The organism is Pseudomonas fungipugnans (genome assembly GCF_029955235.1).
Taxonomy (GTDB): domain Bacteria; phylum Pseudomonadota; class Gammaproteobacteria; order Pseudomonadales; family Pseudomonadaceae; genus Aquipseudomonas; species Aquipseudomonas fungipugnans.
The window spans coordinates 1,749,675-1,774,837 of record NZ_JARBWL010000002.1; the positions used below are offsets into that span (position 1 = coordinate 1,749,675).

The 25,163-nt window shown below is 61.3% G+C and carries 21 protein-coding genes and 1 pseudogene; 13 read left to right on the plus strand and 9 right to left on the minus strand.

Annotated features, from left to right (window positions below; genetic code table 11):
* From pcaH to pcaC, 6 genes are all read left to right on the plus strand, one after another.
* Positions 1-705, plus strand: a complete 705-nt coding sequence (gene pcaH, locus POF45_RS22905) for a protocatechuate 3,4-dioxygenase subunit beta (protein ID WP_259500203.1) — start codon at positions 1-3, stop codon at positions 703-705.
* 1 nt (position 706) lies between these two features.
* Complete coding sequence (gene pcaG / locus POF45_RS22910) at positions 707-1,273, plus strand: protocatechuate 3,4-dioxygenase subunit alpha (RefSeq protein WP_282316828.1); 567 nt, start codon at positions 707-709, stop codon at positions 1,271-1,273.
* 230 nt (positions 1,274-1,503) lie between these two features.
* Entirely contained in the window at positions 1,504-2,799 is a 1,296-nt protein-coding gene (locus POF45_RS22915; RefSeq protein WP_282316829.1) for an MFS family transporter, read from the plus strand.
* A gap of 45 nt (positions 2,800-2,844) precedes the next feature.
* Positions 2,845-4,209, plus strand: a complete 1,365-nt coding sequence (locus POF45_RS22920; protein ID WP_282316830.1) for a 3-carboxy-cis,cis-muconate cycloisomerase — start codon at positions 2,845-2,847, stop codon at positions 4,207-4,209.
* 11 nt (positions 4,210-4,220) lie between these two features.
* Positions 4,221-5,012: a 3-oxoadipate enol-lactonase gene (gene pcaD / locus POF45_RS22925; RefSeq protein ID WP_259500211.1), complete on the plus strand. Its 792-nt coding sequence runs from the start codon at positions 4,221-4,223 to the stop codon at positions 5,010-5,012.
* A 10-nt stretch (positions 5,013-5,022) separates the two neighbouring features.
* Complete coding sequence (pcaC, locus tag POF45_RS22930) at positions 5,023-5,415, plus strand: 4-carboxymuconolactone decarboxylase (RefSeq protein WP_259500214.1); 393 nt, start codon at positions 5,023-5,025, stop codon at positions 5,413-5,415.
* 866 nt (positions 5,416-6,281) lie between these two features.
* Here pcaC and POF45_RS22935 read toward each other — a convergent pair.
* From POF45_RS22935 to emhA, 4 genes and pseudogenes are all read right to left on the minus strand, one after another.
* Positions 6,282-7,541, minus strand: a complete 1,260-nt coding sequence (locus POF45_RS22935; RefSeq protein WP_282316831.1) for an OprD family porin — start codon at positions 7,539-7,541, stop codon at positions 6,282-6,284.
* 428 nt (positions 7,542-7,969) lie between these two features.
* On the minus strand, positions 7,970-9,430 hold the full coding sequence (emhC, locus tag POF45_RS22940) for an efflux RND transporter outer membrane subunit EmhC (RefSeq protein ID WP_282316832.1): 1,461 nt from the start codon (positions 9,428-9,430) through the stop codon (positions 7,970-7,972).
* Positions 9,430-12,577: pseudogene (gene emhB, locus POF45_RS22945) on the minus strand (efflux RND transporter permease subunit EmhB). Before emhB ends, emhC begins: the two are co-directional and overlap by 1 nt.
* A gap of 3 nt (positions 12,578-12,580) precedes the next feature.
* Positions 12,581-13,738, minus strand: a complete 1,158-nt coding sequence (emhA, locus tag POF45_RS22950; RefSeq protein WP_259500219.1) for an efflux RND transporter periplasmic adaptor subunit EmhA — start codon at positions 13,736-13,738, stop codon at positions 12,581-12,583.
* Positions 13,739-14,003: 265 nt separating this feature from the next.
* Between emhA and emhR the strand changes: the two genes are divergently transcribed.
* Positions 14,004-14,636 carry an efflux system transcriptional repressor EmhR gene (emhR, locus tag POF45_RS22955; RefSeq protein ID WP_259500221.1) on the plus strand — a complete coding sequence of 211 codons (633 nt, stop codon included), beginning with the start codon at positions 14,004-14,006 and terminating at the stop codon, positions 14,634-14,636.
* A 233-nt stretch (positions 14,637-14,869) separates the two neighbouring features.
* Here the strand turns inward: emhR and POF45_RS22960 are convergent, their stop codons facing one another.
* Genes POF45_RS22960 through POF45_RS22970 form a run of 3 tightly spaced genes read right to left on the minus strand, consistent with a single transcriptional unit; the run spans position 14,870 to position 17,439 of the window.
* A complete protein-coding gene (locus tag POF45_RS22960; RefSeq protein WP_259500224.1) occupies positions 14,870-15,919 on the minus strand; it encodes an alkene reductase in 1,050 nt (349 codons plus the stop codon).
* A 30-nt stretch (positions 15,920-15,949) separates the two neighbouring features.
* On the minus strand, positions 15,950-17,116 hold the full coding sequence (locus tag POF45_RS22965; RefSeq protein WP_259500226.1) for an MFS transporter: 1,167 nt from the start codon (positions 17,114-17,116) through the stop codon (positions 15,950-15,952).
* 2 nt (positions 17,117-17,118) lie between these two features.
* Positions 17,119-17,439 carry an ArsR/SmtB family transcription factor gene (locus POF45_RS22970; RefSeq protein WP_259500228.1) on the minus strand — a complete coding sequence of 107 codons (321 nt, stop codon included), beginning with the start codon at positions 17,437-17,439 and terminating at the stop codon, positions 17,119-17,121.
* Between the two features lie 154 nt (positions 17,440-17,593).
* Between POF45_RS22970 and POF45_RS22975 the strand changes: the two genes are divergently transcribed.
* On the plus strand, positions 17,594-18,193 hold the full coding sequence (locus POF45_RS22975; protein ID WP_282316833.1) for an acyl carrier protein phosphodiesterase: 600 nt from the start codon (positions 17,594-17,596) through the stop codon (positions 18,191-18,193).
* A gap of 84 nt (positions 18,194-18,277) precedes the next feature.
* Here the strand turns inward: POF45_RS22975 and POF45_RS22980 are convergent, their stop codons facing one another.
* Complete coding sequence (locus POF45_RS22980; protein ID WP_282316834.1) at positions 18,278-19,069, minus strand: lysophospholipid acyltransferase family protein; 792 nt, start codon at positions 19,067-19,069, stop codon at positions 18,278-18,280.
* Positions 19,069-19,824 carry an L-ornithine N(alpha)-acyltransferase gene (olsB, locus tag POF45_RS22985; RefSeq protein WP_259500234.1) on the minus strand — a complete coding sequence of 252 codons (756 nt, stop codon included), beginning with the start codon at positions 19,822-19,824 and terminating at the stop codon, positions 19,069-19,071. Before olsB ends, POF45_RS22980 begins: the two co-directional genes overlap by 1 nt.
* A 154-nt stretch (positions 19,825-19,978) precedes the next feature.
* Here olsB and POF45_RS22990 point away from each other — a divergent pair, with 154 nt between their 5' ends.
* From POF45_RS22990 to POF45_RS23010, 5 genes are all read left to right on the plus strand, one after another.
* Entirely contained in the window at positions 19,979-20,863 is an 885-nt protein-coding gene (locus POF45_RS22990; protein WP_282316835.1) for an acyl-CoA dehydrogenase middle domain-containing protein, read from the plus strand.
* A gap of 849 nt (positions 20,864-21,712) precedes the next feature.
* Positions 21,713-22,807: a serine hydrolase domain-containing protein gene (locus POF45_RS22995; protein WP_282316836.1), complete on the plus strand. Its 1,095-nt coding sequence runs from the start codon at positions 21,713-21,715 to the stop codon at positions 22,805-22,807.
* A complete protein-coding gene (locus POF45_RS23000; protein ID WP_282316837.1) occupies positions 22,804-23,133 on the plus strand; it encodes an amidase in 330 nt (109 codons plus the stop codon). The genes POF45_RS22995 and POF45_RS23000 overlap by 4 nt, the downstream gene beginning before the upstream one ends.
* A gap of 239 nt (positions 23,134-23,372) precedes the next feature.
* Positions 23,373-23,963, plus strand: a complete 591-nt coding sequence (locus tag POF45_RS23005; RefSeq protein WP_282316838.1) for a YceI family protein — start codon at positions 23,373-23,375, stop codon at positions 23,961-23,963.
* A gap of 1 nt (position 23,964) precedes the next feature.
* Positions 23,965-25,122, plus strand: a complete 1,158-nt coding sequence (locus POF45_RS23010; protein WP_259500244.1) for a phospholipase D-like domain-containing protein — start codon at positions 23,965-23,967, stop codon at positions 25,120-25,122.
* Positions 25,123-25,163: the final 41 nt, after the last annotated feature.

The window sequence follows — 25,163 nt, forward strand, 5'->3', positions numbered from 1 at the left end:
ATGACTGACAAGCCTGGTTACCGCCGCCCGCAGGCGGGGACCCAGCCGGAGTATCTGCACCCGGCCTATCAATCCACCCACCGTCGCTCGCCGTCGAAGCCGTTGGTGTTCCTGCCCCATTCGCTGTCGGAAATTACCGGCCCGACCATCGGCGCCGAGCACGTCAACGAGAAAGACAATGACCTGACCGCCCAGCACCCGGGCGAGCCGCAGGGCGAGCGCATCATTATTCATGGTCGGGTGCTGGACGAGGACGGTCTGCCCGTGCCGGGCATTCTGGTGGAAATCTGGCAGGCCAACGCCGCCGGCCGCTACCACCATCATCGCGACACCCACGACGCACCGCTGGATCCGAACTTCACCGGCACCGGCCGCACCGTGACCGACGCCGATGGCAACTATCAGTTCCAGACCATCAAGCCCGGCGCTTATCCTTGGGGCAATCACCACAATGCCTGGCGCCCGGCGCACATCCATTTCTCGTTGTTCGGCCCGAGCATCCTGACGCGGCTGGTCACGCAAATGTATTTTCCCGGTGATCCGTTGCTGGCCTACGACCCGATCTACAACTGCGTACCGGATACCCGCGCCAAAGAGCGTTTGATCGCCACGTTCGATCTGGAAAAAACCATTCCTTCCTACGCCCTCGGTTACCGTTGGGACATCGTCTTGCGCGGCCGCGAAGCCACGCCGATGGAGAAATAAGATGACGCTGAACGCGACCACGTCCCACACCGTCGGGCCGTATTACCACATCGGTCTGACCTGGCTGAACCGCGAAGACCTGACTGTCGAGCAGACGCTGGGCGAGCGCGTGGCAATCACCGGGCAGGTCATCGATGGCAATGGCGACTTCGTCAACGACGCGATGCTTGAAGTCTGGCAGGCCAACGCCGTCGGCAAGTACGACCACCCTGAAGATGATCAGGCCAAGGCGCTGGACCCGAATTTCCAGGGCTTTGGCCGGGTGCCGGTGGATGCGCAAGGGCGCTTTCGTTTCACCACGATCAAACCGGGCACGGTAGAAGGTTTGCAGGGCACGACCCAGGCACCGCACCTGGTGGTGCTGGTGTTTGCGCGCGGGTTGGTGAAGCACTTGCTGACGCGGATCTACTTTGATGGCGAGCCGGCGAACGTCTCGGACCCGCTGCTCGAATGTGTCCCGGCGGAGCGGCGCGCTACCTTGCTGGCGAAGACGGATGCGTCGGGTGCTTATCAGTGGAATGTGATTTTGCAGGGGACCGATGCGGAGACGGTGTTCTTTGATTATTGAGTGGCCGTTTGCTCTTGTGGCGAGGGAGCTTGCTCCCGCTCGGCTGCGCAGCAGTCGTAAACCGGGCAGATACAGTTTGCCCGGTACAGCGTGACATCAGTTTTTGCGCTTGCTTCGCACGCCAGCGGGAGCAAGCTCCCTCGCCACAGAGGCCGTGCTGCTTTGTTATGTGGAACGGGGCTGTTGCAAAGTATGTCTAGACTCTCACTGTCCCCAAAGAGTGAAAAATAATGACAACCAACACAACTCACTACACCGGTGAAGAGCGCAGCAAAAGGATCTTTGCGATAGTCGGCGCCTCGTCCGGCAATCTGGTCGAATGGTTCGACTTTTATGTGTATGCCTTCTGCGCCATCTATTTCGCGCCAGCGTTTTTTCCATCCGACAACCCCACGGTGCAACTGGTAAACACCGCCGGCGTGTTCGCTGCCGGGTTCCTGATGCGGCCCATCGGTGGCTGGATTTTCGGTCGCGTGGCGGACAAGCACGGGCGCAAGAATTCGATGATGATTTCGGTGCTGATGATGTGCTTCGGCTCGTTGCTCATCGCCTGTTTGCCAACCTACAAGGACATCGGCGTGTGGGCGCCGTTGCTGCTGTTGTTCGCCCGTTTGCTGCAGGGTTTGTCGGTGGGTGGCGAGTACGGCACCACTGCCACCTACATGAGTGAAATCGCCCTCAAGGGTCAACGCGGTTTCTTCGCCTCGTTCCAGTACGTGACGCTGATCGGCGGGCAACTGCTGGCGGTGCTGCTGGTGGTGATCCTGCAACAATTTCTCTCTGAAGACGACTTGCGTGCCTACGGCTGGCGCATCCCGTTCGCGGTCGGCGCGCTGGCGGCGCTGATCTCGTTGTTCCTGCGTCGCACGCTCAAGGAAACCACCAGCAAGGAAATGCGCGAAGACAAGGACGCCGGGAGCATCCGTGCGCTGTTTCGCGATCACAAGGCGGCGTTCATCACCGTGCTCGGCTACACCGCTGGCGGCTCGCTGATTTTCTACACCTTCACCACCTACATGCAGAAATACCTGGTGAACACCGCCGGCATGCACGCCAAGACCGCGAGCTACATCATGACCGGCGCGCTGTTCCTTTATATGTGCATGCAGCCGCTGTTCGGCATGCTCGCCGACAAGATTGGCCGACGTAATTCGATGCTGTGGTTCGGCGCCCTCGGGACGCTGTTCACCGTGCCGATTCTGCTGACGTTGAAAAGCATCAGCAGCCCGTTCCTGGCCTTCGTGCTGATCACCGTGGCGCTGGCAATCGTCAGTTTCTACACCTCGATCAGCGGCCTGGTGAAAGCCGAGATGTTCCCGCCGCAAGTGCGCGCACTGGGCGTTGGCCTGGCGTACGCGGTGGCGAATGCGATCTTCGGCGGCTCGGCGGAATACGTGGCCCTGAGCCTGAAATCGGTGGGTATGGAAAACTCCTTCTACTGGTACGTCACGGTGATGATGGCGGTGGCGTTCCTGTTCAGTCTGCGCCTGCCCAAAGAGGCGGCGTATCTGCATCACGACCTTTGATCTCAACGCGTGGGCCTGGGTGGCCCACGCTGCCAAGGACTGTTTATGAACCAGCGAGCGAACAATCAATTGTTCGATGCCTATTTCACTGCCCGCGATATGCGTGAGGTGTTTTGCGATCAGGGCCGGGTGCAGGCGATGCTCGATTTCGAAGCGGCGCTGGCCCGGGCCGAAGCGCGGGTCGGGTTGATTCCGCCGACTGCGGTGGTGCCGATTGCCGCAGCCTGTCAGGCAGGGCACTTCGATTTCGTGGCCCTCGGCGAGGCAATTGCCACGGCGGGCAATTCGGCGATTCCGCTGGTCAAGGCGTTGGGCAAGCAGATCGCGCTCAACGACGTCGAGGCCGAGCGATATGTGCATCTGGGGGCGACCAGTCAGGACGTGATGGACAGCGGTCTGGTCCTGCAACTGCGTCGTGCGCTTGAACTGATCGAGAGTGATTTGGCGCAACTGGGCGAGCGTCTGGCGACACAGGCGCAACATTATGCCGCGACGCCGCTGGCCGGACGTACCTGGTTGCAACACGCGACGCCAGTGACCCTGGGCATGAAAATCGCCGGTTGGCTGGGTGCGGTCACCCGCAGCCGTCAGCGTCTGCGAGAACTCAAGCCGCGCTTGTTGGTGCTGCAATTCGGTGGCGCCTCCGGGACCCTGGCGGCGCTCGGCGAGCAGGCGCTGCCGATTGCCGAAGCGTTGGCCGAGGAACTGCAATTGCGCTTGCCGGAACAGCCCTGGCATACCCAGCGTGATCGTCTGGTGGAGTTTGGCGCGGTGTTGGGGTTGATCGCCGGCAGCCTCGGCAAAATCGGCCGCGACATCAGCCTGTTGATGCAGACCGAAGCCGGCGAAGTCTTCGAGCCAGCGGCGCCGGGCAAGGGCGGTTCTTCGACCATGCCGCACAAGCGTAATCCGATCGGTGCAGCGGTGTTGATCAGTGCGGCGACACGGGTGCCCGGCCTGGTGTCGACGCTGTTCAGCGCCATGCCCCAGGAACACGAGCGCAGCCTGGGCCTGTGGCACGCCGAGTGGGAAACCCTGCCGGAGATTTGCTGCCTGGTGTCCGGCAGTCTGCAACAGGCGCTGCTGATGGCGGACGGTCTGGAAGTGGATGCCAAGCGCATGGCCCGCAACCTTGAGCTGACCCAGGGACTGGTGCTGGCCGAAGCGGTGAGCATTGTCCTCGCGCAACGGGTCGGGCGCGATACCGCGCATCATTTGCTGGAGCAGTGCTGCAAGCGCGCCGTGGCCGAGCAACGGCATCTGCGCGCTGTCCTCGGTGATGAGCCGCAGGTAATCGCCGAGTTGTCTGCCACCGAACTGGATCGTCTGCTGGACCCTGTCCATTATCTCGGCCAGGCCCAGCGCTGGGTCGAGCGGGCGGTGGCTGAACATGTTGCGTTGACTGCCTGAAGGAGGCTGCCGTGGGATTCGTACAACTCGCCGAGGGCGAACTGCATTACCAACTCGATGGGCCGGTGGATGCGCCGGTGCTGGTGCTGTCCAACTCGCTGGGCACCCACCTGCACATGTGGGACGCGCAAATGCCGGCGTTTACCGAGCATTTTCGCGTGCTGCGTTTTGATACCCGCGGTCATGGGCAATCGCTGGTCACGCCGGGGCCCTACCGCATCGAACAGTTGGGGCGCGATGTGCTGGCGCTGCTGGATGCCTTGCACATCGAGCGTGCGCATTTTTGCGGTCTGTCCATGGGCGGTCTGATTGGCCAGTGGTTGGGGATCAACGCCAGTGACCGATTGAACCGCTTGGTTCTGTGCAACACGGCGGCAAAAATCGGCGAGCCATCGGTGTGGAATCCACGAATCGAAACGGTGCTGCGCGACGGGCCTGCCGCCATGGTCGCTTTGCGCGATGCCTCGATTGCACGCTGGTTTACCCCGGACTTTGCCGAGGCTGATGCGGCGGCCGCCAAACAGATCACCGACATGCTCGCCGCCACGTCGCCGCAGGGGTATGCGGCCAATTGCGCGGCGGTGCGTGATGCTGATTTTCGCGAACAGTTGTCCGCTATCACGGTGCCGTTGTTGGTGATTGCCGGCACTGAAGATGCGGTGACGCCGCCGTCCGGCGGGCATTTCATTCAGGAGCGTGTGCGAGGCGCCGAGTACGCCGAGTTCTATGCCGCACACCTGTCCAACGTCCAGGCCGGCGCCGCGTTCAGCGAGCGGGTGCTGACGTTTTTGTTGCAGCACTGAGGGGATTTTTGTGGACGAGAAACAACGTTATGACGAAGGCCTGAAAGTCCGTCGCGCCGTGCTGGGCGACGCGCATGTTGATCGCAGCCTGAACGCCCTGACCGAGTTCAACTCGGAGTTTCAGGAGATGATCACCCGCCACGCGTGGGGCGACATCTGGACCCGCCCCGGCTTGCCACGCCATACCCGCAGCCTGATCACCATCGCCATGCTGATCGGCATGAACCGCAGCGAAGAACTCAAACTGCATCTGCGCGCCGCTGCCAACAATGGCGTGAGCCGTGGCGAGATCAAGGAAGTGATCATGCAGAGCGCAATCTACTGCGGGATTCCGGCGGCGAATGCGACGTTCCATCTGGCAGAATCGGTGTGGGATGAGCTGGGGGTTGAGTCGAGGGCGTGAGCCTGGGAAATTGTGGTGTTTGGGCTGACGCCATCGCGGGCAAGCCCGCTCCCACAGTTGTTCAGTATGAACGCAAGTCTTGTGTTCACCGAATATCCCTTGTGGGAGCGGGCTTGCTCGCGAAGGCGGTGTGTCAGCCAACACTTATTCAAGGCTGCTGGCCTCTTCGCGGGCAAGCCCGCTCCCACAGTTGTTTGGTGTGAACGCAAGTCTTGTGTTCACCGAAGATCCCCTGTGGGAGCGAGCTTGCTCGCGATGGCGGTGTGTCAGCCAACACTGATTCAAGGCTGCTGGCCTCTTCGCGGGCAAGCCCGCTCCCACAGTTGTTTGGTGTGAGCGCAAGTCCTGTGTTCACCGAAGATCCGCTGTGGGAGCGGGCTTGCTCGCGAAGGCGGTGTGTCAGCCAACACTGATTCAAGGCTGCTGGCCTCTTCGCGGGCAAGCCCGCTCCCACAGTTGTTCAGTGTTAATGCAAGTCCTGCGTTCACCGAAGATCCCCTGTGGGAGCGAGCTTGCTCGCGATGGCGGTGTGTCAGCCAACACTTATTCAAGGCTGCTGGCCTCTTCGCGGGCAAGCCCGCTCCCACAGTTGTTTGGTGTGAGCGCAAGTCCTGCGTTCACCGAAGATCCCCTGTGGGAGCGAGCTTGCTCGCGAAGGCGGTGTGTCAGCCAACACTTATTCAAGGCTGCTGGCCTCTTCGCGGGCAAGCCCGCTCCCACAGTTGTTTGGTGTGAGCGCAAGTCCTGTGTCCACCGAATATCCCTTGTGGGAGCGGGCTTGCTCGCGAAGGCGGTGTGTCAGCCAACACTTATTCAAGGCAGCAGGCCTCTTCGCGAGCAGGCTCGCTTCCACAGTGGACCCGTGTTTACAGGAGGTTGAACGGGTAGCTGACGATCAACCGGTTCTCGTCGAATTCATTGTTGTTGAAGTCCCGGCGCATGCTGGAGTTGCGCCATCTGACGTTCAGGTCGCGAAAGGTGCCAGTCTGCACCACGTAGCCCAGTTCACTTTCGCGGCCCCATTCCTTGCCGTCGGTGGTGCTGGCGGTATGGACATTGTCGCCGCTGATGTAGCGGTTCATCAGCGTCAGGCCAGGGATGCCGAGGGCGGCGAAGTTGTAGTCGTGGCGCAGTTGCCACGAGCGTTCCTGGGCGTTGTCGTAGCTGTTGTTGTAACTGTCGTTGGCCAACGTCCCGCCGCTGGTGCCGTTGACGCGCATCCAGGCGCTGTCGCCGGTGAGTTTTTGCAGGCCGAGGTAGAAGGTGCTGCCACCGTATCGGGCCGAGAACATCCCCGACCAGGTCTTGTTATCCAGCTCGCCGGCCCGGGCGCTGCCGTCGTCCTTGCCATGGAAAAAGCCGAGGTTGGCGCCCAGGGTCCAGTCGCCCAGCGGCTGGCTGTGGGTCAGGTTGATGTATTGCTGGCTGTAGATATCCTTAAGCTCGGCGTTCCACAGACCGACCTGGGTGCGTTTGTCGTTGAAGGTGTATTCGCCGCCCTCAAAGTTGAAACGGTCGGAGGTGAAGGCGGTTTTGCCGACCATCGACATCTCGCTCATGCTGCTGTCGTCGCGGGGGCTGTTGGCGCGGAACTGGCCGCCGTAGAGCGTCAGGCCGTCGATCTCTTTCGACGTGACCTGGCCGCCACGAAACGTTTGCGGCAGGGAGCGCCCATCGTCCGAGCGCAGGATCGGCAACACTGGCATCCATTCGCCGACCTTGATGTCGGTCTGCGACAGCCTGGCCTTGAACGCCACGTCGGTGCGGCCAAAGTTGTCCGCCGGGCGCCCATTGTGGTCCAGCGGCAGCAATTGCGTACCGCCAGTGCCTTTGCCGCCATCGAGCTTCACCGAGTACAAGCCGAGCACGTCCATGCCGAAACCGACCGTGCCCTGGGTGAAGCCGGAGCGGGCGTCGAGGATGAAACTCTGCGTCCACTCTTCAGCCTTACCCTGAGCCTTGGTCGGGTTGGTGAAGTTGCGGTTGATGTAGAAGTTGCGCAGGTTGAGGTTGGCCGTGGCGCCGTCGATAAAACCTGAATCCTCGGCGAGCACGGGCAGGGCGCTGCTGGCCAGTGCGGTGGCGATCAGGCCGGGGAACAGGTACTGCGCGGTAGAAGGCGTCATGGGCTCGGGTCTCTCTAATTGTTAGGGGTGAAACGGGGCGCTGCCGCAACCGTGGGGTGCAGACAAGGTGTTCGAATTCTGGAAAAAGCGGCGGGATCAGCCGGACGGGGCAGGGCGCGGGGGCATGGTGTCAGACCTGTTGTTATTGGTTTTGTGCGACGAATGGTGCGGGGGATGGATGGCGGGATTCAATTGGGGGAGGCGGGTTTTGGGCGGTTATCGAACACTGTATTGATGGCGTTTTGTGGTGTGAGGGATGGCCTCTTCGCGAGCAGGTTCGCTCCCACAGGTGACCGAGTTTTTTCATGAGAATGCGATCAAATGTGGGAGCGAGCTTGCTCGCGATAGGGCCAGACCAGACGACACATCTTTTCCAGATGCCAACAAAAAGCCCACCAAAAGGTGGGCTTCTCGTTTCTACAGCGCTATCAGAACAACTTCAGCTTCGGTGCTTCTTCTTTCAACGGCTCGTTCTTCGCGGTCTGCTGGTTCCAACCACCGCCCAGCGCCTTGTACAGATTGACCGCGCTGACCAGTTGCGCCAGACGGTCGGTGATCAGTACCTGTTGGGCACTGAACAGCTGACGCTGGGCATCGAGGAAGGTCAGGTTGCTGTCGACGCCAATGCGATAACGACGCTCGGCCAGACGGTAGTAGTCCTGGTTGGCGGCGACGAAATCACGCTGGGCCTGCAACTGCTCGGTGTAGGTCTGGCGGGCGGCCAGGCCGTCGGCAACTTCCTGGAAGGCCGTTTGTATGGACTTCTCGTAGTTCGCCACGCCGATGTCTTTCTGGATTTTCGAGTAATCCAGGCTGGCGCGCAGGCTGCCGGCGTTGAAGATCGGCAGGTTGATCTGCGGCGAGAACAGCCAGGTGCCCGAACCGCCCTTGAACAGGCCGGACAAGTCCGGGCTGAGCGTGCCGGCATTGGCCGTCAGGCTGATGCTCGGGAAGAACGCTGCACGCGCCGCGCCGATGTTGGCGTTGGCGGCTTTCAGGTTGTACTCGGCCTGAAGGATGTCCGGGCGACGTTGCAGCAAGTCCGACGGCAGGCCGGCGGGTACGTCGCTCAGCAGGTCGTCAGCCAGTGGCTTGGCAGCTTGCAGGTTGGCCGGCACGCCGGTGCCGAGCAGCAGGGTCAGGCTGTTTTCATCCTGAGCGACCTGACGGGTGTACTTGGCCAGTTGCGCCCGGGCGTTTTCCACCGAGGTACGCGACTGGGCCAGGTCCAGCGCAGAGGCCACGCCCACTTCGTTGCTGCGTGCGGTGAGCTTGTAGCTCTCTTCGAACGCACCCAGGGTGTCCTGGGTCAGCTTCAGCAGTTCCTTGTCGGCCTGCCAGGTCAGGTAGGCGTTGCCCACGCTGGCCACCAGGCTGATCTGGGTGCTGCGGCGCGCTTCTTCGGTGGCGAAGTATTGTTGCAGCGCTTGTTCGCTCAGGCTGCGAACCCGACCGAACAGGTCGAGTTCGTAGGCGCTGACACCAACGGTGGCGGAGTAGGAACTGGAGATCATTTCCTGGCCGGTGCTCGACGCTCTCGCCGGCAACCGCTGACGGCTGCCTGTGCCATTGGCCGATACGGCCGGATACAGATCGGCACGCTGGATGCGGTATTGAGCCGCATAGGCATCGATGTTCAGCGCCGCGACACGCAGGTCGCGGTTGTTTTCCAGGGCGAGCTGGATGAGTTGCTGCAGGGCCGGGTCATGGAAAAACTGCTTCCAGCCCTGCTCGGCGGCCGCCTGGCCAGGTGCCTGGGCCGGCGAATACGCCGGACCTTGCGGGAACTGGCCGGCGACCGGGGCAGCAGGCTGCTGATAATCAGGTATCAGCGAGCAACCACCGAGTACAAACGCGGCGACTGCCAGGGAGAGTAGCGACTTGCTCATTAGCCAGCCTCTTTAGGAGTTTCGGTTGCGTCATCCTGGTCGGCCTTTTTACGCTGGCCGATGGAGGACACGGTGACGAAGAACAGTGGGACCCAGAAGATGGCCAGGACCGTGGCGGTGATCATACCGCCAATTACCCCGGTGCCAATCGCATGCTGGCTACCCGAACCGGCGCCGGTGGAAATCGCCAGTGGAACCACACCCAGGACGAATGCCAGCGACGTCATGATGATCGGTCGCAGACGCATCCGGCAGGCTTCGATCGCCGCCTCGCGCAGGGAGTGTCCCTGCTCGTGGAGTGCCTTGGCGAACTCGACGATCAGAATGGCGTTTTTCGATGCCAGACCGATGGTTGTCAGCAGGCCCACCTGGAAGTACACGTCGTTGGACAGGCCGCGCAGGCTGGTGGCCATCAACGCACCGATGATCCCCAATGGCACCACCAGCATGACCGCGATCGGAATCGACCAGCTTTCATACAGCGCCGCCAGACACAGGAATACCATCAGCAGCGACAGGGCATACAGCGCTGGCGCTTGCGAGCCGGACAGCCGTTCCTCATAGGACAGGCCAGTCCAGGAGATACCCACACCAGCAGGCAGTTTCGCCGCGAGCGCCTCGACTTCGGCCATGGCTTCACCGGTGGAGTAGCCCGGCGCCGGAGCCCCGAGGATTTCCATCGCTTCCACGCCGTTGTAACGGGCCAGTTTCGGCGAACCGTATACCCACTCACCTTTGGCGAACGCGGAGAACGGCACCATGGTCCCCGCGCTGTTGCGCACGTACCACTTCTTCAGGTCTTCAGGGCTCATGCGCGAACCCGCCTGGCCTTGAATGTAGACTTTCTTCACTCGACCCCGGTCGATGAAGTCGTTCACGTAGCTACTACCGAAGGAGATCGACAGCGTGCTGTTGATGTCGGCGAGGGTCAGGCCCAGGGCACTGGCTTTCTCGTCGTCGATTTCCAACTGGTATTGCGGTTCGTCGTTCAGGCCGTTCGGACGCACCTGGTACAGCACCTTGCTCTGCGCAGCCATGCCCAGGAACTGGTTACGTGCTGCCATCAGCTTGTCGTGACCGATACCGGCGCGGTCTTGCAGGAACACGTCGAAACCGGTGGCGTTACCCAATTCCAGTACCGCCGGCGGGGCGAAGGCGAACACCATCGCATCGCGGAAGGTAAAGAAGTGCTGCTGGGCTCGACCTGCCAGGGCAAACACGCTGTTGCTTGCGTCACGCTCGCCCCACGGTTTGAGCATGATGAACGCCAGGCCGGAGCTCTGACCACGACCGGCGAAGTTGAAGCCGTTCACGGTGAACACCGAAGCCACCGCGCCGGATTCTTTCTCCAGCAGGTAGGAACGCATTTCGTCGATCACCACTTGCGTGCGTTCGGCGCTGGAACCGGCAGGGGTCTGTACCTGGGCAAACAGTACGCCCTGGTCTTCTTCCGGCAGGAACGCGGTCGGAATGCGGGTGAACAGCCAGATCATGCCGACGATGATCAGCAGGTACGCCAGCAGGTACGGGATCTTGTGCTTGAGCATGTTGCCGACACCGCGCTCGTAGCTTTTGACGCCACGGTCGAAGTTGCGGTTGAACCAGCCGAAGAAGCCGCGTTTCGGTGTGCCGTGCTCGCCTTTCGGAATGGCCTTGAGCATGGTGGCGCACAGTGCCGGGGTGAAGATCAGGGCGACCATGACCGACAGGGCCATGGCCGAGACGATGGTGATCGAGAACTGCTTGTAGATCACGCCCGTGGAGCCGCTGAAGAATGCCATTGGCAGCAGTACTGCCGACAGCACCAGCGCGATACCGACCAGTGCACCCTGGATCTGCCCCATGGATTTCTTGGTGGCCTCCTTGGGCGACAGGCCTTCCTCGCTCATTACCCGTTCGACGTTTTCCACCACGACAATGGCATCGTCCACCAGCAAGCCGATGGCCAGCACCATGCCGAACATGGTCAGGGTGTTGATGCTGAAACCGAATGCCGCGAGGATCCCGAACGTACCCAGCAACACCACTGGCACTGTCATCGTGGTGATGACGGTGGCGCGGAAGTTCTGCAGGAACAGGAACATCACCAGGAACACCAGCACGATCGCCTCAACCAGGGTTTCAACCACACCCTTGATCGACTCGGTCACCACCGGAGTGGTGTCGTACGGGAACACCACTTCCATTCCCTGCGGGAAGAACGGCTTCAGATCGTCGATGGTTTTACGCAGCGCTTTGGCGGTGTCGAGGGCGTTGGCGCCGTTGGCCAGTTTTACCGCCAGACCGGAAGCCGGTTTGCCGTTGAACTGCGCCGCGATGCTGGAGTTCTCGCCACCCAGACCGACATCGGCAACGTCACCGATACGTACTTGCGAACCGTCCTTGTTGACCTTCAGCAGGATCGCCTTGAACTGCTCGGCAGTCTGCAAGCGGGTCTTGCCGATGATCGTGGCGTTCAGTTGCGTGCCAGGCAGCGCCGGCAAACCGCCGAGCTGGCCGGAGGACACTTGAACGTTCTGCGCCGAGATCGCGGCGCTGACATCGGCCGGGGTCAGGTTGAAGTTGTTCAGCTTGGCCGGGTCGAGCCAGATCCGCATCGCATACTGGGCACCGAAGACCTGGAAGTCACCGACGCCGGCGGTCCGCGAGATCGGATCCTGCATGTTCGACACGATGTAGTTGGACAGGTCGTCCTTGGACATGCTGCCGTCTTGCGATACCACACCGATCACCAGCAGGAAGTTTTTTCACTGCCTTGGTCACGCGGATACCCTGTTGCTGCACTTCTTGCGGCAGCAGTGGGGTGGCCAGGTTCAGTTTGTTCTGGACCTGAACCTGCGCGGTATCGGAGTTGGTGCCTTGCTCGAAGGTCGCGGTGATGGTCATGCTGCCGTCGGAGTTACTTTCCGACGATACATAACGCAAGTTATCGATACCGTTGAGCTGCTGCTCGATGACTTGTACCACGGTGTCCTGCACGGTTTGTGCAGAGGCGCCTGGGTAGGTCACGGAGATCGCAATGGCCGGTGGCGCGATGCTTGGGTACTGGTTTATCGGAAGCTTGAGGATCGATAGAGCACCGACCAGCATGATCACCAGGGCAATTACCCAGGCGAAAATCGGACGGTCGATAAAAAATTTCGACATGGTTTACTCCCCTTTGCCGCCTGCAGCTTTGTCTGTTGCCTGCGCAGGGGCCGGGTTTTTCGCAGCTACGTTGGTCGCGTCGGTCGGTTTCACTTCAATACCCGGTTTGACGAATTGCAGCCCTTCGGTGATCAGGCGATCGCCGGCCTTGAGGCCGTCTTCGATCAGCCATTGGCTGCCGACGGTGCGGCTGGCCTTGAGCTGACGCAGTTCGACCTTGTTGTCTGGCCCGACGACCAGCGCGGTTGGCGTGCCCTTGAGGTCGCGGGTAACGCCTTGTTGCGGCGCCAGAATGGCGGCGGCGTTGACCCCGGCCTGCAATTGGGCGTGCACGAACATGCCTGGCAGCAGGGTGTGTTCAGGGTTCGGGAATACGGCGCGAATAGTCACCGAGCCGGTGGTCTGGTCCACCGAGACTTCGGAGAACTCCAGCTTGCCGTCCAGCTTGTACTGGCTGCCGTCTTCCAGGGTCAGTTTGACCGCTGCCGAGTTGTCACCGGCCTTTTGCAGGCGGCCGCTTTCCAGTTCGCGGCGCAGCTCAAGCAGTTCCACCGAAGACTGGGTCACGTCGACATAGATCGGGTCCAGTTGCTGAATGACAGCCATGGCATCGGTCTGACCATTGTTGACCAGTGCGCCTTCGGTCACGTTCGAGCGACCGATACGGCCGGTCAGCGGTGCGTAGACCTTGGTGTAGCGCACGTTGATCTGTGCGGTCTGCAGCGACGCTTCCGATTGCAGGCGGTTGGCCACGGCGGTGTCGTATTCCTGGCGGCTTACGGCCTGCTCGTTGACCAACTGCTTGTAACGATCGGAGATCGACTTGGTCTGTTGCAGGTTGGCCTCGGCGCTTTTGAGCGTGGCTTCATAGACCGACGGATCGATCTGGTAAAGCTGCTGGCCGGCCTTGACGTCACTGCCTTCCTTGAACAGACGCTTGAGAATGATGCCGTTGACCTGCGGGCGAACCTCGGCGATGCGGTACGCACTGGTGCGGCCCGGCAGCTCGGATGTCAGGGTAAAGGCTTGTGGTTGCAGGGTGACAACGCCGACCTGAGGGGGTGGTGCGGCAGGGGCCGCCTCTTCCTTTTTACATCCGCTGAGCAGCGATGCCAGGGCAACGGCAGTGACCAGAGCGGTAACAGCTGGCTTGAATTGCATGAAGATCCTCGGGTCAGGCGCGCAAAATGCGCACAAGAAAGGTGGAAGGGTAAAAATCGGGAGCTGAGTGGATAAGTAGCTTGCTAAGGAATATACTTACGTTCATGGTTGTTTGTAAATACCTTGGCTGCGTACCCACATCGTTACAAGCGCGGTTCAAAGTTGTGAATTGTAGGCCGGGGACGGCACCCAAGAGCGATCGCCCCATATTTATTCAGCTGATATTCAGACATCGCTGATGCACCCTGATTGAGGTTTTACTGCCATGGTCCGTCGTACCAAAGAGGAAGCTCAAGAAACCCGAAGCCAGATACTCGAAGCGGCAGAGAAAGCCTTTTACGAAAGGGGAGTGGCGCGCACCACGCTGGCAGACATTGCCTCCCTGGCGGGCGTGACGCGCGGGGCCATTTACTGGCACTTCAGTAACAAGGCCGATCTGGTGCAGGCCATGCTGGACACCCTGCACGAACCACTGGATGAAATGGCCAAGGCCAGTGAGAGCGAAGATGAACTCGATCCGCTGGGCTGCATGCGCAAGCTGCTGATTCATTTGTTTCATCAAGTTGCACTGGACCCGAAAACCCGACGCATTAATGAGATTTTGTTTCATAAGTGCGAATTCACCGATGAAATGTGCGACCTGCGCCAGCAGCGCCGAACGGTCAGCCTCGACTGCAATGTGCGAATCGGCCTGGCCTTGCGTAATGCGGTAAATCGCGGGCAGTTGCCGGATGATCTCGATACTGCCCGCGCAGCTATCAGCCTGCATGCCTACATCGACGGCATCCTGTATCAGTGGTTGCTGGCCCCCGACAGCTTTGAGCTGCACACCGAGGCCGAGCGTTGGGTCGATACAGGGTTGGATCTGCTGCGCTTCAGCCCCAGCTTGCGCAGGTGAAACAAAATGCGGAATTGGCACGAGTGATGTCAACACTCGCCTTCTTGAATGACCAGGCATTTGCTGGTTTCGCTTCAAAGGCCTGCCTTTATATAGGTTGAAGGCGCGGGTTGATAGGTAGCGAGCTACGTATTTTGTAGGAATTTTGTGTCGTGCGTGTGAACGAGTGCGCGCAGGCCCCAAAAAAAGCCCCGGCTCTTTCGAGTCGGGGCTTTTGCGTTTCAGATCAATGTTTACAGCGTTGGATAGTCGATATAACCGACCGGACCCTTGGCATAAAACAACTCAGGACGTGCTTCATTCAACGGTGCATCGGCTTTCAATCGTGCGGGTAGATCCGGGTTGGCAATGAACGGTACACCGAACGCCACTGCGTCAGCCTTGCCGGATGCCAGCCAGGCGTTCGCGCTGTCCTTGGTGAAGCGCTCGTTGGCGATGTACGGGCCGCCGAAGGCTTTTTTCAGTTGTGGGCCAAGGCTGTCGCCGGCTTCTTTCTCGCGGGAGCAGATGAAGGCGATGCCACGCTTGCCCAGTTCGCGAGCGACGTAGGTGAAGGTCTCGGACAGGTTGTCGTCGCCCATGTCGTGGGCATCGGCACGCGGTGCCAGGTGCACACCGACGCGGCCTGCGCCCCAGACTTCGATAGCGGCGTCAGTCACTTCCAGCAGCAGGCGTGCACGGTTTTCCAGGGAGCCACCGTAGTTGTCGGTGCGCTGGTTGGTGCTGCTTTGCAGGAACTGGTCGAGCAGGTAGCCGTTGGCGCCGTGGATTTCCACGCCGTCGAAACCGGCGGCCTTGGCGTTCTCGGCACCGGTGCGGTAGGCGTCGACGATGTCGGCGATTTCAGCGGTTTCCAGGGCGCGTGGTGTCGGGTAATCGGCCAGCGGGCGTACCAGGCTGACGTGGCCCTTGGCCGGGACGGCGCTCGGTGCGACTGGCGCTTCGCCGCTCAGGTACGACGGGTGGGAGATCCGCCCGACGTGCCACAGTTGCAGGACGATCTTGCCGCCAGCGGCATGCACCGCCTTGGTCACGTTGGCCCAGCCACGCACCTGATCGTTGGACCAGATGCCCGGGGTGTCCGGGTAGCCGACGCCCATTGGCGTGACCGAGGTGGCTTCGGTGAGGATCAGGCCGGCCGAGGCGCGTTGCACGTAATACTCGGCCATCAGCGCGTTCGGCACACGGCCTTCATCGGCGCGGCAGCGGGTCAGCGGCGCCATGATGATGCGGTTGGACAGTTCAAGGTCGCCCAGTTTGATCGGATCGAAAATAGTCGTCATGAAATACAACCCTCGTGAGTGATTGGTTAATCAGTTGGTAGCAGGGGCCAGCTCGGCATCGCCGCGCTGACGGAAAGTGATCAGGGTCACCAGCAGGGCCAGCACCGCCAGTGCGGCCGCCGCCAGGGGCACGCTGGTCAGGCCGAAGCCGTGGGCGATGACGCTGCCACCGACCCAGGCGCCCAGCGCGTTGCCGACGTTGAAGGCGCCGATGTTCAGGGTCGAGACCAGGTTCGGCGCGGCTTTGCCGAAGGTCACCACGTTGATTTGCAGCGCCGGCACGGCGGCAAACGAGGCGGTGGCCCAGAGGAACAGAGTGATTTCGGTCGGGATCACCGCGACGCTGGTCCAGGTCAGTACGGTCGAGACCACGGCCATCGAGATGAACACGCCGATCAGCGTGGCCGCCAGGCGTTTGTCCGCCAGCTTGCCGCCGATGATGTTGCCCACGGTCAGCCCCAGGCCGATCAACAGCAGGGTCCAGGTTACGCCTTTGGGCGAGACGCCGGTGACATCGCCGAGCAGCGGGGCGACGTAGGTAAAGAGGGTGAACATCGACGCGGCGAACAGCGCGGTCATGCTCAGCGACAGCCAGATGCCGGCGCCTTTGAGGGCCCTCAGTTCGGCGCGCATGTCGAGTTTTTCTTCGTCACGCTTGGCCGGCAAGAAGCGAATCAGGCCGATCAAGGCGATCACGCCAATGACGGTCACGGCCCAGAAGGTCGAGCGCCAGCCGGCTTCCTGACCCAGTGCGGTGCCCAGTGGTACGCCGAGGACGTTGGCCAGGGTCAGGCCGGTGAACATCAATGCCACCGCCGAAGCACGTTTGTTGGCAGGCACCAGATTGGCGGCGACCACCGAACCGATACCGAAGAACGCACCGTGGCAGAGCGCGGTGACCACACGGGCAAACATCAGCACGTTGTAGTCACTGGCCAGGGCGCATAGCAAGTTGCCAATGATGAAAATCCCCATCAACGCTACCAGTGCGGCCTTGCGCGGCAGTCGGGCAGTGGCCAGTGCCATGAACGGCGCACCGATGGCCACGCCTAAGGCGTAACCGGTCACCAGCCAGCCGGCGCCGGGAATCGACACACCGAGGTCGGCCGCCACATCGGGCAGCAGGCCCATGATGACGAACTCGGTGGTGCCGATAGCGAAGGCGCTGAGGGCCAGAATGAGTAGCGAGAGGGGCATCGTTAATTCCTTGTGGGTGCGCTGAGTTCTAAAACGATCGCGTCGAGGAATGCCTGAATCACGTCCTCGTTGCGTTTGAAAAAGTGCCACTGGCCGGCTTTCTGGCTACTGATCAGACCGGCCCGTTGCAAGGTCGCCAGATGCGCGGAAACAGTCGACTGCGACAGGCCGCAGCGTTGATCGATCTGACCGGCGCAGATGCCGTATTCGTGGTTGTGAAGCTGTTCCGGAAACTGGACTTTTGGGTCTTTCAGCCAGTTGAGAATGTCTCGGCGTACTGGGTGTGCCAGGGCTTTTATTATTTCGTCGAGGTCAAGGTTCATGGTTGGGGGCTCGTGATGAGTGAAACGCTATATCGCGATGAGGCGAACTTTAAATCGTTATATTGCGATATACCAATATGATTTTGGTCTGGCGACCGTGCAAATCGGTATATCGGGTTATAACGATATTTGGTGGCAGTGCTAAGCTGCGCCCATGAATTATCTCGCACATCTGCACCTCGGTGGCCAGCGCCCCGGACAATTGCTCGGCAGCCTGTATGGCGATTTCGTCAAAGGTCGGCTGCAAGGGCAGTACGCCCCGGAGATTGAAGCGGCCATCCAGCTGCATCGCCGCATTGACGTGTTTACCGATCGCCACCCGCAGGTGGACATCGCGCTGGCGCGGTTTTCCGTCACGCGACGGCGCTATGCCGGGATCGTCCTGGACGTTTTTTTCGACCATTGCCTGGCGCGGGACTGGGCACTCTATGCGGACCAGTCGCTTGAGCAGTTCACCTCGGATGTGTATCGGGTGTTGTCCAGCGAACCGCAATTACCGGAGCGCCTGGCGCAGATTGCCCCGCACATGGTGGCCAATGACTGGTTGGGTTCTTACGAGGATTTCGAGGTGTTGGCGCAGGTGCTGCGCGGGATATCGCGGCGGTTGACCCGGCCTGAAGAGCTGGCGGGGGCGATGCAGGAATTGCGGGTGTTGTATGAGCCGTTGAGTGAGGATTTCAGAGTGTTCTATCCGCAGCTCGAAGAGTATGCGCGACTCCATCTGGGAGCGAGCTTGCTCGCGATGAGGCCATAACATCCACCATTGATGGTGTCTGACAGGCAGCTATCGCGAGCAAGCTCGCTCCCACAGGTTTTTGGGCCATTCTCACAATCAGGATCAAGCAGCAATCGCCGGGCGTAACGGAACCGGACGTGCTTCGGGAGCGTCCCCAAACAACACCCTCTGCACCGCCTGCTGTGCCTCGAACGCCAGCGCTGCTCGCTCCCGGCCCTGACAATCGATGGGCTTGAGCAGATGAATCTGCACATCACCGCGGTCATTGCCGAACAGACGCATCAGGTGCGACAGCAAATCATCATCGCCAATGAACGGCGCCAGCGAATCGATTTCGCCGTCGCGTGCATAGCGAATCGCCACTGGCTGCATCGCCACTTCAGAATCAATTGCCGCCGACAGCAGGCGACCATGAAAGGTGCGCAACGAACGGCCGTCGGTGGTGGTGCCTTCCGGGAACATCAGCAATGGATGTTGCTGTTGCAGATGGCGGGTCATCTGCTTGCGGATCAACTGGCTGTCGCCTGAGCCCCGGCGGATGAACAGGCTCCCAGCCTTGGCCGCCAACCAGCCCGCTACCGGCCAGGTACGCACCTCGGCCTTGGACAGAAACGACATCGGCGTGAGCATGCCCAGCAATGGGATGTCGGTCCACGACACGTGATTGCTGACCCACAGCATCGGCACTTTCGGCAGTTCACCGTGCACGGTCACGCGAAAGGGCAGGGCATTGCCCAGGCGCGCCATGAAGAACCGCGACCAGCGCTGGCGCCGGACCATCGAATGGGCAATCCCCAGACGCTCGAATATGCCGAACAGGCCGGCCATGCTCAGGCCCAGTCCCACCACAAACAGCACTCGCGCAATCCGCGCGTACACCCGTAGGCGATTCATCACATGGCAGCCTTGAAGTGCTTGGCATAGCGCGGGCACAGCTCATCACGCTTGAGCAGGATGAACACGTCGGCGACCTGGAAATCTTCGTCCCAGCACGGCTCGCCGCAGATTTTCGCGCCCAGGCGCATGTAGGCCTTGAGCAGCGGTGGCATTTCGGCGATGACGTTGGAGGGGATATCCAGGGTCGGCAGCGGCTTTTTCGGCTCGGCCCGAAGGTGTTCGGTGCACAGATAACGTTCGCGCAGGCGCTGCATGATCGCGTGGGCCTGAATGCCGCCGTCCTGCATCGGGATGCTCGCGCAGCCCATCAGGTAGCTGTAGCCGCCCTGGTTCAGTACTTCGGCCAGTTCGCCCCAGAGCACGGCGATGGTGCCGCCGTTGCGGTAGGCCGGATCGACGCAGGTGCGACCGATTTCCAGAATCGGGCCCTGCAGATGCACCAGGCCGTGCAGGCTGAACTCTTCTTCGCTGTAGAACTTGCCCAGGCTGCTGGCGGCGGTGTGGTCCAGCAGGCGGGTGGTCGCTACCAGACGCCCGGTGTTCAAGTCACGCACGCCGATGTGGGCGCAGTGAACATCATAGTCATCCATGTCCAGACCCAGCTCCGCGCCTTTCAGTTTGGCGTTGAATTCGCCGCTGAACACGTTGAAGCGCAAGGCCTGGGCTTCCTGCAAGGCCTCGATGCCGATCAGGCGTTCGGCTTGCAGGCGGCGTTCATTGCCGGTGTCGCTGATGCGGGCGATCTGAGTCATTGCGAATCTCCGTACGGGCCGTTCACCCGTCGTGGGTTGCAGCCGATCGACTTTCTTTATGCAGCCGTGTTGTGCAAAGTCAGGCTATGTAGCCCCGGTGTCATCGCCATGAAGCTTTGGTGATGCTTGTATGACAGCCCACGAGGAGCCTCTGATGCCCTGGCAAACCCTGTTGAATCGCCGTGAACGCCTGCCCGCCAACCCCGATCTGGCGGAAGGCTTTGCGACGTTGTTGCACCAGTTGGGCAGCGTTTCGCCGTTCGAACTGGCGGTGGCGGGCGCTCGCCTGATGGCAACGCCGGGCCTGGCATTCCTGGTGGGTTATCAGGCGGCACTGCGCATGCTCTGGCCCAGCGCGCCGCCAAGTCTTGGGGCATTGTGTGCGACCGAGCAGCGCAGCCTGCGCCCGGCAGACATGCAAACCCGCCTGAGCGATTTGCGCCTGAGCGGGCGCAAGGATTTCGTCACCGCTGGCGATGCCGCCGACTGGCTGTTGATCGCCGCCCGCAGCGAGGCACCCGGTGAAGACCCGCGCCTGAGCCTGGCGGTGGTCTATCCCGGTGAGCCGGGTGTGCGTCTGGAAAAACTCCCGGCCATCGCGTTGATGCCGGACGTCAGTCACGGTCGGGTGTTTCTCGACAACGTGTTGTGCGAGTTGCTGGCGGGGGATGGCTGGGATGCGTACGTCAAACCGTTCCGCACCCTGGAAGACATCTATGTGTTGAGTGCGTTGACCGCGTGGCTGTATGGCGTCGGGCAGGACAGCGACTGGCCGCAGGCGTTGCTGCTGCGTTTGCTGGCCTTGCTGGCCGGCTGCGCGGAAGTCAGCCGGCAGCCGCCGAACAATCCGGCGGGGCATGTGCTGCTGGGTGGGTTGTTTGCCCAGTTCGAAGGGTTGAAGGCTGAGATTGATCAGGCAATGGCTGACGGGCCGCCGTTGTGGGCGGCGATGTGGCAGCGCGATCGAGCGGTGATCGACCTGGCCGCAGGGGCGCGGGGCAAGCGGCTGGCCAAGGCGCTGGGATCTTCGCTGGATTGACCGGCCTCTTCGCGGGCAAGCCCGCTCCCATAGTGATCTTGGGTGAACACAGCACTGGCGTTCGACAGCGAGCCAATGTGGGAGCAACTGTCTTAGCCACACCATTCGTCAGCCACCATTGCCGTTGACTGACCCACCGCCTTCGCGGGCAAGCCCGCTCCCACAGTGATCTTGGGTGAACACAGCACTGGCGTTCGACAGCGAGCCAATGTGGGAGCAACTGTCTTGCCCCTACCATTCGTCAGCCGCCATTGCCGTTGACTGACCCACCGCCTTCGCGGGCAAGCCCGCTCCCACAGTGATCTTGGGTGAACACAGCACTGGCGTTCGACAGCGAGCCAATGTGGGAGCAACTGTCTTGCCCCTACCATTCGTCAGCCGCCATTGCCGTTGACTGACCCACCGCCTTCGCGGGCAAGCCCGCTCCCATAGTGATCTTGGGTGAACACAGCACTGGCGTTCGACAGCGAGCCAATGTGGGAGCAACTGTCTTAGCCACACCATTCGTCAGCCGCCATTGCCGTTGACTGACCCACCGCCTTCGCGGGCAAGCCCGCTCCCACAGTGATCTTGGGTGAACACAGCACTGGCGTTCGACAGCGATCCAATGTGGGAGCAACTGTCTTAGCCACACCATTCGTCAGCCGCCATTGCCGTTGACTGACCCACCGCCTTCGCGAGCAAGCCCGCTCCCACAGTGATCTTGGGTGAACACAGCACTGGCGTTCGACAGCGAGCCACTGTGGGAGCGGGCTTGCCCGCGAAGGCGGTGTCAGCCACGACACAAACTTCAAAACTGTCATCAACCTCGACTAGGCTCAGCAGGTTCTTCTCCCCGAGCCCCTGCCAATGTCCAAAGGCTTGTCCCTGATCTTCATGCTGCTGCTCAGCCTGTCGGCCCACGCCGAAAACTGGCCCGCCGAGCAGTGGTCAACCGGTCCGAAAGTCACCGGCCCGGCGCTTGAAGCGCTGGAAAGTTACGCCTTCCCGACCCGCGACGACGACACTCGCCAAGGCGTGCGTACCGACGCCTTGCTGGTCATCCGCGACGGTCAACTGATCTACGAACGCTACGCCGGCCCGACGACGGCCGACACCCCGCACCTGACGTGGTCCATCAGCAAAAGCCTGATGGCCACGGTGTTGGGTGTGGCCTATGGCGAAGGCCTGTTCAAGCTGCAAGACCCGGTCGTGAAGTTCTACCCGGCGCTGGAAAATCATCCGGCAATCACCTTCGCCGATCTGCTGCACTGGGCCTCGGGCCTGGACTGGCAGGAAGACTATGAATACGCGCCGCTGAAGTCGTCGGTGGTGGCGATGCTCTACACCCGTGGTCATCGCGACATGGCTGCCTACACCGCCGGGTTCGAGGCTTATGCCGAGCCCGGTCAGGCGTTTCGTTATTCCAGTGGCGACAGCAACCTGTTGGCGGCGGCGCTGAAAGCCATCGTCGGCCCCGACCGCTATGCGGATTATCCATGGCGCGCGCTGTTCGAGCCGCTGGGGATTCACCACGCCGTCTGGGAAGCCGATGCCAGCGGGACATTTGTCGCGTCTTCTTATGCCTATCTCACGGCCCGGGATCTGGCGCGGATCGGCCTGTTGATGGCCCGCGACGGTCGCTGGGGGGGCCGACAGTTGCTGCCAAGAGACTGGATTGCGTTCAACCGCGAACCGTTTGCCGGCTATAAAGCGCATCAGGACGCGGCGGTGCCGGGCGGCCAGTGGTGGCTCAATCGAGCGCTGGACGGCGCGACGCAACCCTGGCCGGATGCGCCTGCCGATGCGTTTGCCGCGTTGGGACATTGGGGCCAGGCGCTGTACGTGATTCCCGGCGAGAAACTGGTGATTGTCCGTTATGGCGATGACCGCGACGGCAGTTATCAGCACAACGAACTGCTCAAACGTGTGCTCAAGGCCTTTGCCGAGAAGGTGCAACCATGAGCGCTCGCCGCTTTGTTCGACGGCGCCCGTTCGCCACCTTGTTGTTGCTGTTGCTGGTGGTTTTGCTGGGGTGGGGTTGGCGGGAGCGGGCAGCGCTCTGGGCGTTCCCGGACATCATCAGTGCCTACACCGCCAAGGAATATTGTTCGTGCCGGTATGTGATGAATAACGATGTCGGGTATTGCCACCGCTATGTGAAGCAGTGGTTGCCCTTTAGCGGGTTTGTCGATGACAGGGCGAGCAAACAGGTGACAGTGAGCGGCATGGGGCGCACGAACACGGCGCAGTGGCTCGGTGAACGGCAGGGCTGCCGCCTGCAACCTTGACTTGTGGTGAGGGGGCTTGCCCCCGTTGGGCTGCGAAGCGGCCCCGACATTCTTTCAGATACCGTGCGTCGTCATGGTTTGCGACCGCTTCGCAGTCGGACGGGGGCAAGCCCCCTCGCCACAAGGATTCCTGATCATAAGGGAATGGGCTTTCACAGGCGTTTCGTGGCAACAGACAGTTTGCATCCCGCCCCAAGCCAGTTATGGTTCACGCAGGTTTATCTGCCCCACGAGTCTCTATGTCCACGCGGTTCCCCTGTAACGTCTTCGCGTTCCTGCTGCTGGCCGGTGCCACGTTGTCGGCGCATGCCGACTGGTATCTGGATGGCGAGTCATCGCGGCTATCGTTCATCAGCACCAAAAACGCCAACATCTCCGAGGTGCAGCGCTTCCTGGTGTTGCACGGCAAGGTCGATGCCAAGGGCTTGGCGCAGGTCGAGGTCGAGCTGGACTCGGTCAACAGCGGCATCCCGCTGCGCGATGAGCGCATGCGCAAGGATTTGTTCGAGATCCAGGCATTTCCCAATGCGTTGATCAGCGCGCAGATCGATCTGCGGCCGATCAACGATCTCGCCTCCGGCGCGCAGCTTGAGCTGAGGCTGCCGCTGACGGTCGCGCTGCACGGCAAGCAACACAGCTACAACGCCGAGCTGCTGGCGACCCGCCTCGATGACCGGCGTTTTCAGGTGGTGACGCTGGAGCCGCTGGTGATCAATGCCGAGGACTTCGATCTGGCGCCGGGGCTGGACAGTTTGCGCAAGGTCGCCGGTCTGTCGGCCATCAGCCTGTCGGTGCCGGTGGGTGCGGTGCTGATTTTCACGGCGCGCTGACATGCGCGGCGCAATTTTTCCATGGCGTGACGGTAATCGCTTCGAGCTGCTGATCGACGGTCCGCAGTTTTTCCCGCGGATGCTGGCGGCGATTGCCGACGCCGTAGAGCAGGTAGAACTGGAACTGTATCTGGTGGAGGCGGGCGCCTGTGCCGAAGCCGTGGTTCAGGCGCTGGTGCAAGCCGCCGAACGTGGCGTGCGAGTGCGCTGCCTGTTCGACGATTACGGCAGCCTGGCCTTCACCCTGAATCTGCGTCAACGCCTGACCACGGCCGGGGTTGAACTGCGCTTTTACAACCGTCTGAACTGGCGGCGCTGGGTGGGCAATTTCTATCGCGATCACCGCAAGCTGTTACTGGTAGACCAGCGCCTGGCAGTGGTAGGCGGCACCGGGGTGACCGACGAATTCTGGACGCCCGGTCAGGACACCAGCGAGTGGCACGAGGTGATGGTGGAAATCATCGGCCCATTGGTGATCGACTGGCAGTTGCTGTTCGACCGTCAATGGATGGCCAACCGCTATCGCCGCGCCTGGAAACCCGCTGCGCACTTCGGCTTGCCGCGCCTGCCGCGAGTGCCGTCCGTGGGCGAGGGCATGGGGCGTGTCGCCTATGCCGACGCCCGCCAGCATCGAGACATCTTGCAGTCGCTGTTTCGCGCCTTGAACAGCGGCCAGCGGCGAATCTGGCTGGCTACGCCGTACTTTCTGCCGACCTGGAAAATCCGCCGCTCCCTGCGCAAGGCCGCCGCACGGGGCATCGACGTGCGCCTGTTGCTGACCGGGCCGCGCACCGATCACCCGTCAGTGCGCTACGCCGGGCACCGCTACTACCCGCGCCTGCTCAAGGCCGGGGTGAAGATCTTCGAATATCAGCCGTGCTTCCTGCACCTGAAAATGGTGCTGGTGGATGACTGGGTCAGCATTGGTTCGTGCAATTTCGATCACTGGAATCTGCGCTTCAATCTGGAGGCCAACCTGGAAGCGCTGGACTCGGGATTGACGACGGCAGTGGCGGCGAGTTTCGAGAAGGATTTTGCCTTGAGCCAGAGGGTCAGTCTGGAAGAGTGGCAGCGCCGGCCGTTTTGGCGGCGGGTCAAGCAGCGGGTGTGGGGGTGGGTGGATCGGTTGGTGGTGAATCTGCTGGATCGTCGGGGGTAAACCCAATATTCCAAACACCCTATAACCACTGTGGGAGCGAG